This is a genomic window from Pseudomonas sp. Tun-23181, assembly GCF_057415455.1.
The window spans coordinates 5,370,259-5,385,838 of the sequence record NZ_CM171630.1 but is presented as its reverse complement, the minus strand read 5'-3'; the positions used below and the strand labels follow the sequence as shown (position 1 = coordinate 5,385,838).

Annotated in this window: 15 protein-coding genes; all 15 read right to left on the bottom strand. The window is 61.8% G+C overall.

Going from position 1 to position 15,580, the window contains the following annotated elements:
* Nucleotides 1-127: 127 nt before the first annotated feature.
* The 15 genes from ACDI39_RS25500 to flgE all read right to left on the bottom strand — a co-directional run bounded on the left by ACDI39_RS25500 (nucleotide 128) and on the right by flgE (nucleotide 15,570).
* Nucleotides 128-424: a flagellar protein FliT gene (locus ACDI39_RS25500; RefSeq protein WP_225789310.1), complete on the bottom strand. Its 297-nt coding sequence runs from the start codon at nucleotides 422-424 to the stop codon at nucleotides 128-130.
* A gap of 13 nt (nucleotides 425-437) precedes the next feature.
* Nucleotides 438-833, bottom strand: coding sequence for a flagellar export chaperone FliS (gene fliS / locus ACDI39_RS25495; protein ID WP_225789311.1), 396 nt, complete (start codon nucleotides 831-833; stop codon nucleotides 438-440).
* Nucleotides 834-965: 132 nt separating this feature from the next.
* Nucleotides 966-2,381 carry a flagellar filament capping protein FliD gene (gene fliD, locus ACDI39_RS25490; RefSeq protein WP_486537155.1) on the bottom strand — a complete coding sequence of 472 codons (1,416 nt, stop codon included), beginning with the start codon at nucleotides 2,379-2,381 and terminating at the stop codon, nucleotides 966-968.
* 78 nt (nucleotides 2,382-2,459) lie between these two features.
* Entirely contained in the window at nucleotides 2,460-2,819 is a 360-nt protein-coding gene (locus ACDI39_RS25485) for a flagellar protein FlaG (protein ID WP_253091254.1), read from the bottom strand.
* A gap of 70 nt (nucleotides 2,820-2,889) precedes the next feature.
* The gene (locus ACDI39_RS25480; protein ID WP_253091255.1) at nucleotides 2,890-3,741 is read right to left on the bottom strand and encodes a flagellin domain-containing protein; all 852 of its coding nucleotides are present in this window, start codon (nucleotides 3,739-3,741) and stop codon (nucleotides 2,890-2,892) included.
* A gap of 271 nt (nucleotides 3,742-4,012) precedes the next feature.
* Nucleotides 4,013-4,948, bottom strand: a complete 936-nt coding sequence (locus ACDI39_RS25475; RefSeq protein ID WP_225789315.1) for a ketoacyl-ACP synthase III — start codon at nucleotides 4,946-4,948, stop codon at nucleotides 4,013-4,015.
* Nucleotides 4,949-5,409: 461 nt separating this feature from the next.
* The gene (locus tag ACDI39_RS25470) at nucleotides 5,410-6,978 is read right to left on the bottom strand and encodes a flagellar hook-associated protein 3 (protein ID WP_253168427.1); all 1,569 of its coding nucleotides are present in this window, start codon (nucleotides 6,976-6,978) and stop codon (nucleotides 5,410-5,412) included.
* Between the two features lie 13 nt (nucleotides 6,979-6,991).
* Complete coding sequence (flgK, locus tag ACDI39_RS25465) at nucleotides 6,992-9,040, bottom strand: flagellar hook-associated protein FlgK (RefSeq protein WP_253168428.1); 2,049 nt, start codon at nucleotides 9,038-9,040, stop codon at nucleotides 6,992-6,994.
* 12 nt (nucleotides 9,041-9,052) lie between these two features.
* Nucleotides 9,053-10,213, bottom strand: coding sequence for a flagellar assembly peptidoglycan hydrolase FlgJ (gene flgJ, locus ACDI39_RS25460; RefSeq protein ID WP_253081020.1), 1,161 nt, complete (start codon nucleotides 10,211-10,213; stop codon nucleotides 9,053-9,055).
* An 11-nt stretch (nucleotides 10,214-10,224) separates the two neighbouring features.
* A complete protein-coding gene (locus ACDI39_RS25455) occupies nucleotides 10,225-11,334 on the bottom strand; it encodes a flagellar basal body P-ring protein FlgI (RefSeq protein ID WP_410896990.1) in 1,110 nt (369 codons plus the stop codon).
* 12 nt (nucleotides 11,335-11,346) lie between these two features.
* Nucleotides 11,347-12,042: a flagellar basal body L-ring protein FlgH gene (gene flgH, locus ACDI39_RS25450; RefSeq protein WP_225789320.1), complete on the bottom strand. Its 696-nt coding sequence runs from the start codon at nucleotides 12,040-12,042 to the stop codon at nucleotides 11,347-11,349.
* 34 nt (nucleotides 12,043-12,076) lie between these two features.
* Nucleotides 12,077-12,862 (bottom strand): flagellar basal-body rod protein FlgG, encoded by a 786-nt coding sequence (flgG, locus tag ACDI39_RS25445; protein ID WP_225789321.1) that lies wholly within the window; start codon nucleotides 12,860-12,862, stop codon nucleotides 12,077-12,079.
* 48 nt (nucleotides 12,863-12,910) lie between these two features.
* On the bottom strand, nucleotides 12,911-13,651 hold the full coding sequence (locus ACDI39_RS25440; protein WP_253091257.1) for a flagellar basal body rod protein FlgF: 741 nt from the start codon (nucleotides 13,649-13,651) through the stop codon (nucleotides 12,911-12,913).
* Nucleotides 13,652-13,959: 308 nt separating this feature from the next.
* Nucleotides 13,960-14,145 (bottom strand): hypothetical protein, encoded by a 186-nt coding sequence (locus ACDI39_RS25435; protein WP_225789323.1) that lies wholly within the window; start codon nucleotides 14,143-14,145, stop codon nucleotides 13,960-13,962.
* Nucleotides 14,146-14,214: 69 nt separating this feature from the next.
* On the bottom strand, nucleotides 14,215-15,570 hold the full coding sequence (flgE, locus tag ACDI39_RS25430; protein WP_225789324.1) for a flagellar hook protein FlgE: 1,356 nt from the start codon (nucleotides 15,568-15,570) through the stop codon (nucleotides 14,215-14,217).
* Nucleotides 15,571-15,580: the final 10 nt, after the last annotated feature.

The window sequence follows — 15,580 nt, the reverse complement described above, 5'->3', positions numbered from 1 at the left end:
GTGCTCGACATCATTCCGACTGAATGATCCAGTGCTCGGACGTCTGAATTTGCGAAAACAGTCACTAGTTAAGTTAAAAAAACGCACACTGTCAAATTAATGGCGCGTTTTTCTATACCGTCCAGCGTCAGCTGAACAAATGGTATACCTTTGCGGCATTTTTCGCCTGACGAATCTGCGTCATCTCGTCGACTATCGATTGACGTTCACCACTTGCAATTTCAATGAGTTGCCGATAAACGCCGAGCAGCTGCTCTAGACTGCCCCTTACCGCTTCCTCATTGAGCGAGGCTTCGACCAGCACCTCATCGACACACAGCCGGCACTCGAGATCGAGCTCGCCAATCGTATCCCAATCCCGACTATCCAGTGCCGCCAGCAGCGCCTCACGGGTCTGCTCTATACGCTCGATCACCTCGCTCATGGCAATCTCCCAATCAGATGGATGGCGACGGGTCGCCAATCGCGTCCCAGCCTTCCTTGACCGTGATCAGCAGGCGCGCCACTTCATCGATGATCGCCGGATCGTTTTGCACGTTGGCCTCGACCAGGCGCCGGCTCATGTAGGTATATAGGCTGTCCAGGTCGGCCAGGCTGTCGGCATGGTTTTCCAGATCCAACCCTTCGCGCAGGCCGCCGATGATGTCGATGGCCTTGCCGATCAGGATGCCGCGCTGGGCGATATCGTTGCGCGCCATGGCGCCCTTGGCCTGGGCCAGGCGATCGAGGCCGCCTTGCATGAGCATCTGCACCAGACGGTGCGGGCTGGCCTCGGAGGTCTGCGCCACACCATTGACTTTCTGGTACTGCCGAAGGGCCAACATCGGGTTCATGGATCTACCTCGTTGCAGCGAAAAGGTTGCGTATACCTGTGTATCGTCGGCACGTCAAAAAACTTTAGCGGGGAAGCAAAAAGCCCGGCGCGTCGAACGTGACGCTGCCGGGCTTTTGGCACCAGGCGTCGATCAGGACTTCTTGGCTTGGGCGTTGATCGCTTCGAAGATCGAGGTGATCTGGTCGGCCTGGGCTTTCATCTTGCCCAGGGCGGCGTCCAGGGCCACGTATTTCCTGGTCAGCGACTCGGTTAGGGACTCGGTGCGACGATCCAAGGCTTCCTGCTGATCCAACAGGTTCTTGGCGGTCTTGTCCAGGTTGGACTTGCGCGTCGCCAGACTACCATCGGTCTTATTGTACGGATCAATGGCCTTATTCATCCGCTCGAAGACACCATTCGTGCCAGTAAAAAGCTCTTGGATCTCGGGACCGAGCTTCTTGTCATCCAGCGCAGCAGTAAACTTGACACTATTGAATTCGAGCGTGCCATCTTTCTGGGTATTGATACCCAACTGACTCAGAGAGGTGAGCTTGTCACCGGCGCCCACCTCGCTCAATACCTTGCGAATGTCGCCCAGCAAGGAGCGAGTGGTAGGATCGTTGGTAAGCGGACCAAGCAGTAGATTGTCATCATCGTCGCGAGTGCTGGTGGTCAGCGAGATAATCGCCTTTTGCAACGTGTTGTAGGCATCGACGAAACTCTGGACAGACTTTTTCAACCCCTCATTGTCCGCTGCGATGGTAAGCGCCGTCGGCGAACGGGTACCGTCAGCGGCCTTGGCGCTGACGCCCGTGAGTTCGAGTGTCATGCCACTGATAGCGTCGCTGACGGTATTGCTCGCGCTCTTGACCTTCAGACCATCGATCGTCAGCTCGGCATCTTGAGCCATGGCTGTGATATAGCCAGCCCCCGTACCACTCATCTGCGCGGTGCCATCGATTTCCAGCTCAAGGATCCCGCTCACGGAGATATCGCTACCAGCACCGGTGGTGGCAGAACTGAGCACGAGCCGCGCACCACCCTCCTCGTTGATGATGTTGGCAGAGATACCGCTGGCCCCCAGCTCCTTGTTGATCTGGTCCCGCACGCTCTGCAACGTCGCGCCGCTGGCTACGTCGACCTTGTAGGTCTTGCCACCTTGGCTGATGGTCATCTCACCCGCAGTGATCGCGGAAGTAGCGCCTCCCTCGAACTGCTGACTGGCGACCTTGGAACCGGTGGCCAACTGATTAACGACGATGTCGTAATTTCCAGCTACTGCGCTATTGCTGGACTTGACCTTGATCACAGCCTCGTTGGCCGACTTAGCCGCGTAGGCATTGAAGGACGGCGCATTCTTGTCGTTTAGCTTCTTCATGGCGTCCTGGAACGCCGTGAGGGCACTGCGCAGCGCACCGATACCCGAGATCATCGCACTGTTGTTGCTGGTCTGGCGCTTGATCTGCGCCTGTTTCGCCGCAGTGTCGGACTCGACCAAGGCCTTGACGATGCCCGAGATATCGAGACCGGAACCCAGGCCAGTGGAAGAAGTAATCGGGCTTGCCATGCTGTTGTCCCTCTCGTTAACGCGTCAGCCTCGCTGCTGCAAGACTGACATGAATCACGTCATTTCGCTCGCCGCCGGTCAGACCTTGGCGTCGAACAGAACACTCTTGACATCGCTCAGGCTGTGGGCGATCCGCAGGGCCTCCTCCGAGGGAATCTGGCGAATCAGCTCACCCGTGTCGCTGGCGATGACCTTGACCACGATCTTGCCGGAATCCTCGTCGGTGGAGAATTCCAGGTTGCGCCGGGTCTCTTTCAGGAACTTCTCGATCTCCGAGACGGCATCCTTGACCTTATCGGTATCCTGCACTTCGACAGGGCTTTTCTTTTCGCCATCGCCGGAAGCATCAACGACCAACCGGGCGGCCGGATTTTCGGCAACCTGCTCAGTTGAACGCGCAGCCGGGTAAGACAGGTTCAGCGTGACGCTCATGTCCATCTCCAGCACCTCACAATGAAAAAGCGGGGAAGCGCCGCGCGTGCACTTCCCCGCCGATAACCATCAGCGATTACTGAAGCAGCTTCAGAACAGCGGATGGCAGCTGGTTGGCCTGAGCCAGAACCGAGGTCGAAGCTTGCTGCAGGGTCTGCTGTTTGGTCAACTGAGCAGTTTCAGCGGCGAAGTCGGTGTCCTGTACACGGCCACGGGCAGCTTCGGCGTTCTCGTTAATGTTCTGCAGGTTGTTGATGGTGCTGGTCAGGCGGTTCTGAGAGGCACCCAGGTCAGCACGAGTAGTGTTGATTTCTTGCAGAGCCGTATCAATTGCCGCGATAGCAGCTTGGAAGTTGGTTTCAGCGGTAGCACTATCGGCACCCGTAATAATGGTGCCAGCCAAATCACTGAGCGCGCCACCACTACTCATATCTTTGGACAGGTCGATTGTGATCTGATCGTTAGCGGTCGCACCAGAACCAACTTGGAATGTCATCGAACCAGCAGTGCTATCCAGCAGGAACTTTCCATTCAACTGAGTACTGGCTGCAATCCGGTCAATCTCTTCGAGCATAGATTGGTATTCAGCATCCAGAGCTGCGCGATCGTCTTCACTGTTGGAGTCGTTTCGCGACTGAACAGCCAGTTCACGCATACGCTGCAGGATGTTGGTTTGCTCTTGCATCGCACCTTCAGCGGTCTGGGCGATGGAGATACCGTCGTTGGCGTTCTTGATCGCCATGGTCTGACCACGGATCTGCGAAGTCATGCGGGTAGCGATCTGCAGGCCAGCGGCGTCATCCTTGGCACTGTTGATTTTCAGGCCAGAGGACAGACGAGTCATCGAGGTGCTCAGTGCGTCGGAAGCACGGTTCAGGTTCTTCTGAACGCCCAGAGAGGTGGTATTGGTGTTTACAGTCAAAGCCATGACGAATTCCTCGTTGGATGGGTACTACGGCTTCCGGCCTTGGCAATTCGCCGGGGGTGGCACAGAGAACCTTCGTAATTGTTATCGTCGCCAGGGCGGGTTGCTTTAGGGATTTTTCAAAAAAAATTGCTGGCATCCTGCCAGCCCAGTGAAATCAAGGACTTGACGCCAAGATACCGACAACCACTGGCATGCTCATTCTCTTGATCGAACGGGCAGGAACAAAAACGCCGCCTGGAAAGCGGCGGCGTTCAGGCTGGCGAGCAGCAGATCAATCACGACGCTCGATGATCGCCGAACCCCAGGACAGGCCCACACCGAAGCCACTGAGGGCAACGCGCTTGAGCTGCGAGCCGAGCACATGCTTCTCCAGCAACAGCGGAATACTAGACGACACAGTGTTGCCGGTCTCGACCATATCCTTGACGAACCTTGCCCGCTGTGCGCCCTCATTGAAGCGCAGGGAAACAGCATCGACGATAGCCGCGCTACCCTGATGCAGGCAGTACAGATCGATGTCATCGGCCTTCAGCTCGCTGGCTTCGAGCAATTGCTGCAGGTGGGCGGGCACTTTCACCAGAGCGAAGTTATAGACCTGGCGGCCGTTCATGAAGAACGTGCCTTCGGTCGTACGCAGGTGCTCGGCGCCTGCGCCATCGCTGCCGAACAGCGACTGGCCCAATTGCCAGGTAGCATCGTCGGCCATCCAAGTCGCGGTAGCGGCGTCACCGAACAGCATGGTGGTATTGCGATCCTCGGGATCGACGATCTTCGAATAGGGGTCGGCGGTGATCAGCAGGCCGTTCTTCAGGCCCGCGGCTTCCATGAAGCCTTTCATGGCATACAGGCCATAAACGTAACCGGAGCACCCCAGGGAGATGTCGAAGGCGGCGACATGGGTCGACAGCCCCAGCTTGTGCTGGACGATGGCTGCGGTATGGGGCAGGCCTTCGGCGTCACCGTTCTGGGTGACGACGATCACGACATCTATGGATGCCGGGTCCAGCGATGGATTGGCAGCGAACAGGGTCCTGACGGCCTCGACGCAGAGGTCGGAGGTTTCCTGGCCGGCATCCTTGCGCGGCAAGAAGGTCGCACCAATCTTGCCGAAGATGAAATCCTGATCCTTGCCGAATTTCGCACCCTGGGCGTAGTTGTCCACCCCCTCGACAGGCACGTAACTGGCGATGCTTTTAATGCCAATCATATGGCTTCCCAATTCAGTAACAGCGAAATACCCGCTGCGTCTTCAAGGGCAAAACGCCAGACGGTACGGACGGGTTCCGGCCCCTGACGGCTTGTCCGGGCACGACGCAGCGGTTCCCGGTTTCGACAATATACAGTGAAGATGCGCGTTCTGACTCCCAGGTCACGCTCTTTTTGTCGATTTCAGCAAGGGAGGGTAAAGGCTTCCCAGCCATAGTAGAGGTAAGCCATACACGCCATCAAACGGCCATGCCTCCAGGCGCCGGAACAGGGAGAATCGACCAAATGATCAGCGACCGTCGAAACAGTGCCTGAGCAGGTTGCTGCAGCGGTCATTGTCGGTATGCAGCACGACGCCACATGATCGACGCTCGTACACCGAGACCGCAAACTGGATAGAACCCCATGCACCACAACCTGGAGTTGGACGCACGGGAGATAACACAGGAAGGACAGCAGATTTTAAAGATAATTAACCAACGACAACCCAGCAATCTTCGCAAACGACTGCATCGAAGCCTGCAGCATGTTCTTCTGCATCTCCAAGCGCAGCATCACTTCCGCCGGATCACTGTCACGAATCGAGCTCTGGGTCTTCAGGTTCTCGGTACTCAACGCCTCGTTGGTCTCGGCCTGCACATCCAGGGCCTGCCCTCGCCCACCAATGGAGGAGACCGACGAAGACACCTGGTCGATCGCACTGGCGACATTCCCGATCGCCGAATCCAGCGAAGCCAGGAAATTCTGCCGGGCCACTGGGTCGTTGTCCTGGGGCGTCATCAGCGCCGCGCGCAACTGTGCAATGGTGTCGAGCGGATTCTGCGTCTGGTGGGTATCGACCTTGACCCCAAACGAATCCCCGGCATTCGGCGCCCCCGACAGCTCGAAGCTGACCCCCGCCGCCGTGGCGGTGGTGCCGCTCAGGGTACCGGTGGAAACTGGCCGGCTGTCGGCAGTCACTGGCGATGCATAGAGCTCGAACTCCGTGGCACTGGTGAACTTGAGCACCGCGCCGCCACCGGGGAACGCTGCCTTGTAGAGCGCCGGGTCGGTGATGTTGGCGCCAGTGATCTGGGTCGACGAACTATTGCCCGGGCTACGGGTACCGGCGATCGAATCGGCCTTGGAGCTCAGGCTGAAGGTGTGGCCGGCAATGGCCGCGTCCGGATTGGCCTCGTCGCCAGCCTTGAACGAGATATTCAGGCGCAGGTCGACGCCACGGAAGCTGATGGTGGTGTTGTCGCCGTTCGGATCGAACTTGCCGCCCTGGCTGGCTTCGAGGGTCACATCGTTGCCATTGGCATCGAGGATCTTGTACTCGGTGCTACTGGTGAACTCGATGCTGTACGGCTCGCCGCTGCGGAAGCGATCGTTGTAGGTCGCGCTGCCGGAAACCTGACCATTGGACAGGCTGACACGGCCGTCATCGGTAGCCGGAGCAGTCAAGCGTGTCTCGCTGCGGCTGGTGTTCAGGGCCTGCTCGAAGGCGCTGTAGCCGGTCTCGTTGGCGGCCAGGCTGAGCATGTCGCCGACCTGCAGCATCAGGCTGCTCTGGTCGCCCTGGTAGGTGTAGGTGCCGTCGGCGTTGCGCACGTAAGGGGGAGTGTCGCCCTTGGAGCCAGAGAACAGGTACTTGCCGTTCTCATCCTTGCTGTTCATCAAGGTGAACAGTTGGTCCTCCAGGGAAGCCAGTTCGTCGGCATTGGCTTTGCGGTCGGAATCGGTAAAGGCGCCGTTACCCGAGCTGAGCGCCAGTTCGTTGACGCGCTGCAGAAGGGTGCCGATGGCATTGAGCGTACTCTCGGCAGTCCCCAGCGCGTTGCGCACGTTGACGATGTTGCCGCTGTACTGCTTGAGCATGTCCTGCTGCTGCTCGAGCTGCAGCAGGCGCGCGGCGCCCACCGGGTCGTCGGCGGCGGTGCGTACGCGCAGGAAGTCGCTGGCCTCCTGGGTCGTCTTGTTGACGTTGGAGAAGGTGCGCTGGTAGTTGGCGCTGCTGGTGTTGTAGAACTGCGAAGTGGAGATGCGCACGGTCTACGGCTCCTTAAAGACTGTTGATCAAGGTGGCGAAGGTTTCCTGGGCCGCCTTGATGATCTGCGACGACGCGGTGTAGTACTGCTGGAACTTGACCAGGTTGCCGACCTCTTCGTCGATCGATACGCCCGACACCGAGTTGCGGCTGTCGAGCGCCGAGCTGTGCAGTGCCTCGGTGGCGCTGCTGTCCATCTGCGCCTGGCCGGTCTTGCCACCGACATTGGAAACCAGCTTGGCGTAGGCGTCGGTGAAGCTGATGCCTTTGCCGTCGGCCCCTACGTCGACGGTGGACTTGGTCTGCAGGTCAATCACCGACTGGGCGTTGCGGTTGTCGGCCGAGCCTGCGCCGGTCAGCGACACGGTGAAGTTGTCGCCGTTCTTCGGCGCACCGGAGACGTTCATCTCGAAGGTGAAAGCCTTCTGCGTGCCGCTACCGTCAAGGATCGGGTTGCCGCTACCGTCGACCATCGGTACCGAGATCTGCAGCTTGTTTTCCTGGCCGGGAACGATGGTGCCGCTGCCGATGGCATTGCCCTTGGCGTCGTACACGGTGTAGGCCTGGGGCGAGCTGCTGTCGTCGCCGAACACCAGCTTGACCGGCGTGGAGTACTTGAGGCCCGTCTGCAGGTCGGCACGCTGCAGGGCATCGTAGATATCCAGCTCGGAAGTCAGGTTCGGCTGGGTAATCAGCCCGGTACCCTGGTTGCCCGAACCGCTGGTACCCGTCAGCGGCGAGGCCAGCGCCAGTCGCTTGGGATCGGTGAGCACCGACTCGATGTTGGCCGCGGCATTGCGGGTTGGGGTGATCTTGAAGCTGTCACCGGCGCTCAAGCCACCGCCATTGAGCGACAGGGTGAAGCCGTCGATCACCGGGGGTGGGTCGTCGTTGAGGTCGAAGCTACCCATTTCGGTGTTGTCGGGCAGCCGGCGCACGGTGTACTCGGTGGTGCTGGTGAAAGTCACCTGGTAGTCGTTGGTGGTCAGCTTGCCGGTGTCCTTGATGGTCACGTCGAGGTTGCCGGAACCTGCGCTGTTGCCCAGCTTGGGCACGCTGCGCTCGCTGATGGCCTTGGCGCTGTTGATGTCGCCGAACAGGATGGCGCCGAACTCGCCATTCTTGTCGATGCCTTGGGCCAACTGACTGTTGATCGCATCGGCCACCACCAGCGCCACGCGGCCCAGCTCGTTGAGCGCCGGGTCCAGGGTTTCCTTGCGGTAGCGAATCAGGCCACCGAGTTCGCCGCCGGTGACGCTGTTGGTGATGTCCATCTTGGTGGTGCCGCGGTTGAGCACCAGGCTCATGCGGGTCGGGTCGGTCGCGTTCGGCTCCACACCCAGGGTCTGGGTGGTCTTGCCCAGCACCAGGGCCTGGCCGTTCTTCAGGTAGATGTCATAGTTGCCGTCGCGCTCCACCACGTCGGCGCCGATCAGCGCGGTCAGCTCGCGCACAGCACCGTCACGCTGGTCGAGCAGGTCGTTGGGGCTGCCCTGCACCGCCGAGATCCGCGCGATCTGCTCGTTGTACTGGGCGATCGTCGCGGTGAGCTTGTTCACCTGGTCAGCGATCGAGGCCATGTTGGCGTTGATGTTGCTGTTCTGCTGGTTGAGCTGCGCCGACAAGGTATTGAAACGCTTGGCCAGGGTCTGGGCGCTGGTCAGCAAAAGCTGGCGCGAGGCGTCCTCGGTGGGCTTGGCCGAGGCATCCTGCATGGCACTGAAGAAGCTCTGCAGCGCGGCGGTGATGCCGGTGTCGCTGCTCGACAAGGCGGTATCCAGCGGCGAGATCTGGTTCAGGTAGGACGCGGCGTCGCTGGACAGCGACGTAGTGGTGCGCAGCTGGTTTTCCAGGAAGGCGTTGTACACCCGGCGCACGTCGGCCAGGGTCGTGCCGCTGCCGATGAACACCTGCCCGTACTGCTGCGAGCCCTTGGTCTTCTGGATGTTCTGCTGGCGAGAGTAACTGTCCACATCGGCGTTGGCGATGTTGTTACCCAGGGTGTACATCCCCGACTGCGCGGCGCCAAGCCCCGACATGCCAATATTGATCAAACTCGCCATGGTTTCCTGCCCTTAAAGTTTCGTGGTGGTACCGAGCATCGCGTAGCTCTCGTACGACTTCATCTGTCTTGCGATCTGCGAGATCTTGCTGGCGTAGTTCGGGTCGGTGGCGTACCCGGCCTTCTGCAGTTCCCGCACGAACTGTTCCGGTTTATCGGCGGCCTTCAGCGCATCTTGATAGCGCGAATTGTTCTGCAGCAGGCTCACCAGGTCGTGGAAGCTGTCCTGGTAGGAATCGTACGAACGGAACGCCGCCGTCTCCTTGACGAACTGCCCGCCACGGAACTCGCTGGTGATCGCCCTCGCCTGCCCGCCCTGCCAGTTGCCGCTGGCCTTGATGCCGAACAGGTTGTGGCTGCTGGTGCCGTCGGCATTGCGCATGACCGACTTGCCCCAGCCGGTTTCCAGGGCGGCCTGGGCCACCAGGTAGCGTGGGTCGATACCGATGCGCTTGGCGGCCTGCTCGGCCATCGGCAGCATGGTGGCGACGAACGCATCGCTGTCGGCGAAGGCTTTCTTCGGTGCCAGCGGCGGTTGGGCCACGGCGCGGCCGAGGATGCGCAGGCCGCTATCGGGTGCGGCGAAAGCCTGGGCGACGCCCGAGACCGGCTGGCCTTCACCGGCCGGTACAGCGGCGGTAGGGGCGCTCGCCGACGGCACGATCCCGGCCAGCAGGCGATCAGTGAGCTTGCCCGGCAACGCCAAGCGCCGGGAGTTGAGCGCGGCGACGTCGTTGCGGGTGGCGGTCGACTCAATGGCATGCACCGGCGCGGCCACCTTGCTGCCCCACAACGCCGGGGCATGGCCCTCGATACGCGGGAACGGGCTGGTGTTGACCGATGCGCTCTTGTTCTTCGAGAGCTGGCGCACCAGCACGTCCTGCAGGCCGATGCCGCCGCCCTCGCGGGACATGCTCACAGCCAGCTGCTGGTCGTACATGTCGCGGTACTGCTTGACCGTCTCGGTGTTCATCGGGTTGTCGGCGGCCAGCACGTCGCTGGCCTTGCGCGAGGCCTTGAGCATCTCGCTGATGAACAGCGACTCGAACTCCTGGGCCACCTTGCGTATGTTGGCGTCGCTGTCGCGATCGCCATGCTTGAGCGAGCTCAAGCGGTTGAGGTCGGTGTAGGCGCCGCTGTCGACGGGGCTGGAAACCAGGCTCTTGGGGTTCATGCGTGGCGTCCTCAGATCACGATCAGGTCGGCCTGCAAGGCGCCGGCCTGCTTCAGGGCTTCGAGGATCGCCATCAGGTCGCTGGGCGCCGCGCCCACCTGGTTCACCGCGCGGACGATCTCATCCAGCGTGGTGCCCGGGCCGAACTTGAACATCGGCTTGGCTTCCTGCTCGGCATTGACCCGCGAACGCGGCACCACGGCGGTCTGGCCATTGGAGAACGGCCCCGGCTGGCTGACGATCGGGTCTTCGGTGATGGTCACGGTCAGGCTGCCGTGGGTCACCGCCGCCGGCGAGACCTTGACGTTCTGGCCGATGACGATGGTGCCGGTACGCGAGTTGATGATGACCTTGGCCACGGCCTGGCCTGGGTCGATCTCCAGGTTCTCGAGGATCGACAGGTAGTCCACCCGCTGGCTCGGGTCCATGGGTGCGGTGACCCGCACCGAGCCGCCGTCCACGGCCTGGGCCACGCCCGGGCCGAGCAGCTCGTTGACCTTGTCGACGATACGCTTGGCGGTGGTGAAGTCCGGGCGGTTGAGGTTCAGGGTCAGGCTGTTGCCCTGATTGAAGCCGCTCGGCACCGCGCGCTCGACCGTGGCGCCGCCAGGGATGCGCCCGGCCGACGGGACATTGACCGTGATCCGCGAGCCGTCGCGCCCCTCGGCGTCGAAGCCGCCGACCACCAGGTTGCCCTGGGCGATGGCATAGACGTTGCCGTCGATCCCCTTGAGCGGGGTCATCAGCAGGCTGCCGCCGCGCAGGCTCTTGGAGTTGCCGATCGACGACACGGTGATGTCCACCACCTGGCCCGGCTTGGCGAAGGCCGGCAGATCGGCATGCACCGACACCGCGGCGACGTTCTTCAGCTGCACGTTGCCGGAGCCGGCCGGCACCTTGATGCCGAACTGCGAGAGCATGTTGTTGAAGGTCTGCAGGGTGAAGGGGGTCTGGGTGGTCTGGTCACCCGTGCCGTTCAACCCCACCACCAGGCCATAGCCGATCAGCTGGTTGGTGCGCACGCCAGAAATGCTGGCGATGTCCTTCAGGCGCTCGGCGTGGGCGCCGAACGCACAGGACAAGAGAAGGGTTGCGGCAATCAGCTGCCTTACGTTGAACATGGTCATCCGGACTCAGAAAGGCCAAAGCGGGCTGAGGAAGAAGCGGTCCAGCCAACCGGGCTGGCTGGCATCGGCGAACGAGCCGGTGCCCGAGTAGGTGATGCGCGCATCGGCCACGCGGGTCGAGGGCACGGTGTTGTCGGTGGCGATGTCGTCGGCACGGACCAGCCCGGCGATGCGCACCAGCTCCTCGCCGGTGTTCAGGGTCATCCATTTTTCCCCGCGCACGGCGATGATGCCGTTGGGCAGCACCTCGGCCACGGTGACGGTGATCGAGCCGGTCAGGGTGTTGCCCTGGGTGGCCTTGCTGTCGCCCTTGGTGGCGCGCTCGCCGCTGTAGCCGGCGTTGAGCGACAGGTCGCCACCGCCGAACGGGTTGTTGGTGTTCGGCGTGGCGCCGAACAGCGAGGTCAGGCCGATGTTGGCGTTGCTGTCCTTCTGGATCTGCGAGCCGGCGTTCTTGCTCGCCGAGGTGCGCTCGTTGAGAGTGATGGTGATGATGTCACCCACCCGGAACGCCTTGCGATCGGAGTACAGGTTCTGCTCGAAACCGGCCTGGTAGATCGAACCGTTGTTGGCCGCCGCCGGCAACGGGGTACGCGGCAGGACCGGCGCATAGTACGGGTCGTTGGGCTTGGGCGTCGGTGCGACGCAACCGGCCAGCAACACCGCGCCCCCCAGGGCGAAGACGGACAACAGACGATTCATGACGCTTACCTCACGGGTGTAACAGGCTTAGGGCTTACAGCTGCTGGGTGACGAACGAGAGCATCTGGTCGGCGGTGGAGATGACCTTGGAGTTCATCTCGTAGGCGCGCTGGGTGGTGATCATGTTCACCAGCTCTTCCACGGTGCTGACGTTGGAGTTCTCCAGGGTCTGCTGCTGGGTGGTGCCGAAGCCGTTCAGGCCCGGGGTGCCGATCTGCGGCGCGCCGCTGGCGGCGGTCTCGAGGAACAGGTTGTTGCCGATCGCCTGCAGGCCAGCCGGGTTGATGAAGTCAGCGGTCTGGATGTTGCCGATGATCTGCGCGGCCGGGTTGCCGGCGGTGGTGATCGACACGGTGCCGTCCTGGCCGACGGTGAAGGTCTGGGCATCCGGCGGCACGACGATCGCAGGCTCCAGGGCGAAACCGTTGGCGGTGACGATCTGGCCGTCGGAGTTCAGGTGGAAGGTGCCGTCACGGGTGTACGACACGGTGCCGTCCGGTTGCAGCACCTGGAAGAAGCCACGGCCGTTGACCGCCATGTCCAGCGGGTTCTCGGTGGTCTGCAGGCTGCCGGTCTGGAAGTTCTTCTGGGTGCCGACGATGCGCACGCCGGTACCGACCTGCAGGCCCGACGGCAGTTCGCTGTCCTGGGTGGACTGCGCGCCCGGCTGGCGCTTGACTTGGTACAACAGGTCCTGGAACTCGGCGCGATCGCGCTTGAAGCCGGTGGTCGAGACGTTGGCCAGGTTGTTGGAAATGACCGTCAGGTTGGTGTCCTGGGCGGACAGGCCGGTTTTAGCGACCCAAAGAGCCGGAAGCATTCAGTGTTCTCCTCGTGCGCCTGTTTTACGGCACCCGTTCAAATGTGATTAGCCGATTTGCAAAACCCGAGCCATGGCTTCGTCGCCTTCCTTGGCTGTGTTCATCATCTTGACGTGCAGCTCGAACTGGCGGGACAGCGCCAGCACCGAGGTCATTTCCTCGACGGCATTGACATTGCTCCCCTCGAGGAAGCCCGACACCACCTTGACGTTCACATCGGCGTCGGCCGGCTGGCCGCTCTTGGTGTGGATGAGCCCGTCCGGGCCTTTGACCAGGCCGCGGGTGTCGGGGTTGACCAGCTTGATCCGGTCGACCTCGGCCATCACCCGCGGGTCCTCGCCCATGGCGCGGATGCTGATGGTGCCGTCTTCGCCGACCTCCACCTTCTGCTCCGGCGCAATGGCGATGGGGCCGCCGTTGCCGATCACCGGCATGCCGTTGCCGGCACGCAGCACGCCCAGGGCGTCGATGTTCAGGCTGCCGGTGCGCACGTAGGCTTCGCTGCCGTCCGGTGCCTGCACGGCGATGAAACCGTCGCCGCTGACGGCCACGTCCAGCTCACGCCCGGTCTCGACCATGGGGCCGGCGCTGAAGTCGGTGGCCGGACGCTCGGTCATGGCGAAGGCCCGCGCCGGAAAGCTGTCGCCGAACACCGGCATCGAGCGCGCCTGCTCCAGGTCACGCTGGAAACCGTTGGTGGAAATGTTCGCCAGGTTGTTGGCGTGGGCCTTCTGCGCCAGCGCGTTCTGGCTGGCGCCGGTCATGGCCACGTAAAGCATCTTGTCCACAGTCATCCTCCGCTGCACTGGCGACCGGTTGCCGCTCGCCGCTGCTGTGCAGGCACTAAAGCAAGTTCCGAACCAACTTTACTGAAACGCGAAAAAGCCCGTGGATACGGGCTTTTTTCGAGTGCTTGGCAAGGGCTGCCGCCGGATATCCGGCGCCTCATTGCCGCAGGTGGCAACGAGGCGGCAGACCAGGGTATTGCCTTTGCGCAGGCTGTGCCGGCCTATTCGCGGGCAAGCCCGCTCCCACAGGGTCCGCGGCGCTCACAAATCCTGCGCCATGCAAAGCAGCCCCAGACACAGCATCAGCATCAGCGCTCACGGCAACCGGCGTTGTTGTAAGGCCCGGCAAAACGCTTCCAGCCCTCCCCCGGCGACCACTGGGAGCACACCAGGCGACCATCGGCCTGGCTTTCCCAGCGCCACCAGGGCGCCATGGCAGCCTGGGCCTGAAGCAGGCAGAACAGCGCGGCGAGCGCAACGATCAGTCTTTTCATGACACCCTCGAAAACGACGAACCCCTTCTCGGGAAAGGGGTTCGTGCAGGTTCGACCAACCAGCGACCGTCAGGTCATCTGGATAATGGTCTGCATGACGGTACTTTCAGTGGAAATGGTCTTGGCGTTGGCCTGGTAGTAGCTCTGTGCCTTGATCAGCTCGACCAGTTCCTGGGTCAGGTTGACGTTGGACGCCTCCAGCGAGTTGGACTCGACGCTCCCCAGGGTACCGGTCTTCGGCGCGTCGATGCCCGGGATGCCCGAAGCGAAGGTTTCCGTCCAACGGGTACCGCCGATCTGCTGCAAGCCCTGTTCGTTGGCGAAGCTGGCGACGGCAACCTGGCCGATGGCACGGGACTGCTGGTTGCTGAAGCTGGCGAACAGCACACCGGTGGAGTCGATCGACAAGCTCGACAAGATACCAGTGGCATAGCCGTCCTGGGACTGCGACATGCGTGCGGTCTCGGTGTTGTACGAGGTGGTGCTGTTCATCGACAGACGCATGCCGTCGGCATTGCCCTCGGCACCGTTGGAGATCCAGTTACCGGACGCATCCTGTACCGCCGGGATCCAGCCACTCATGGTGAAGGTGTTGTTGGCCACGGTGAAGGAGGAGCCTGGCGGCAGGCCGGTGCTGTCAGCCGTCATGCTCTTGACCGAACCGTCGCTGTTGAAGCTGATGGTGCCGGTCAGCGGTGCGGTGCTCGCAGGGTCGAAGGGGTTGCGCCCATCGACCAGGGTGTACATGGTCCACTCGTTGGTGCCGGTCTTGCGATAGAACTGCTCCATCGTGTGCTCGTTGCCCTGGCTGTCGTACACCTTGGTCGGGAACGACTTGGTGTAGGTGGTCTCGTCAGCCGGGTCGAACGGTTTGTTCGGGATCATGGTGCCGGTGCCGTCATCCACTTCCAGCGGGATGTCGGTGGCCGAGGAGTTCAGGTTGATCCCCTGGTCGATCAGGGTGGTGGCCTTGGGTGCCAGTGCCGAGGTATCGATCTTCAGGTCGGTCAGCACGCCCTTCTGGATCTTGCCGGTCGAGTCGGCGGCGTAGCCCTGCAGGCGCAGGCCGTCCGAGGTGACCACGTAGTTGTCCTTGCTGGTCTGGAAGGCACCGGCACGGGTGTAGACCAGCGAGCCGTTGTCGGACAGGACGAAGAAGCCCTGGCCCTGGATGCCCATGTCCAGCACGTTGCCGGTGTTGTTGATGTCACCCTGGCCGAACTGCTGGGAGACAGCCCCCAGGCGCACACCGTTGCCGACCTGGTTCTTGCCCACGCCCAGGCGGTTGGCGCCGGCGTAGACATCGGCGAACTCGGCACGGGACGACTTGAAACCAATGGTGTTGACGTTGGCGATGTTGTTGCCGGTGACGTCCAACTGCTTGTTGGCTGCGTACAGACCGCTAAGGCCGATATTGAAAGACATGAATTCGCTC

Coding starts and splice junctions, on each gene's coding strand:
- ACDI39_RS25500 (WP_225789310.1), bottom strand. CDS start 424: ATGAGCGAGGTGATCGAGCGTATAGAGCAGACCCGTGAGGCGCTGCTG.
- fliS (WP_225789311.1), bottom strand. CDS start 833: ATGAACCCGATGTTGGCCCTTCGGCAGTACCAGAAAGTCAATGGTGTG.
- fliD (WP_486537155.1), bottom strand. CDS start 2,381: ATGGCAAGCCCGATTACTTCTTCCACTGGCCTGGGTTCCGGTCTCGAT.
- ACDI39_RS25485 (WP_253091254.1), bottom strand. CDS start 2,819: ATGGACATGAGCGTCACGCTGAACCTGTCTTACCCGGCTGCGCGTTCA.
- ACDI39_RS25480 (WP_253091255.1), bottom strand. CDS start 3,741: ATGGCTTTGACTGTAAACACCAATACCACCTCTCTGGGCGTTCAGAAG.
- ACDI39_RS25475 (WP_225789315.1), bottom strand. CDS start 4,948: ATGATTGGCATTAAAAGCATCGCCAGTTACGTGCCTGTCGAGGGGGTG.
- flgK (WP_253168428.1), bottom strand. CDS start 9,040: ATGGCGAGTTTGATCAATATTGGCATGTCGGGGCTTGGCGCCGCGCAG.
- flgJ (WP_253081020.1), bottom strand. CDS start 10,213: ATGAACCCCAAGAGCCTGGTTTCCAGCCCCGTCGACAGCGGCGCCTAC.
- ACDI39_RS25455 (WP_410896990.1), bottom strand. CDS start 11,334: ATGTTCAACGTAAGGCAGCTGATTGCCGCAACCCTTCTCTTGTCCTGT.
- flgH (WP_225789320.1), bottom strand. CDS start 12,042: ATGAATCGTCTGTTGTCCGTCTTCGCCCTGGGGGGCGCGGTGTTGCTG.
- flgG (WP_225789321.1), bottom strand. CDS start 12,862: ATGCTTCCGGCTCTTTGGGTCGCTAAAACCGGCCTGTCCGCCCAGGAC.
- ACDI39_RS25435 (WP_225789323.1), bottom strand. CDS start 14,145: ATGAAAAGACTGATCGTTGCGCTCGCCGCGCTGTTCTGCCTGCTTCAG.
- flgE (WP_225789324.1), bottom strand. CDS start 15,570: ATGTCTTTCAATATCGGCCTTAGCGGTCTGTACGCAGCCAACAAGCAG.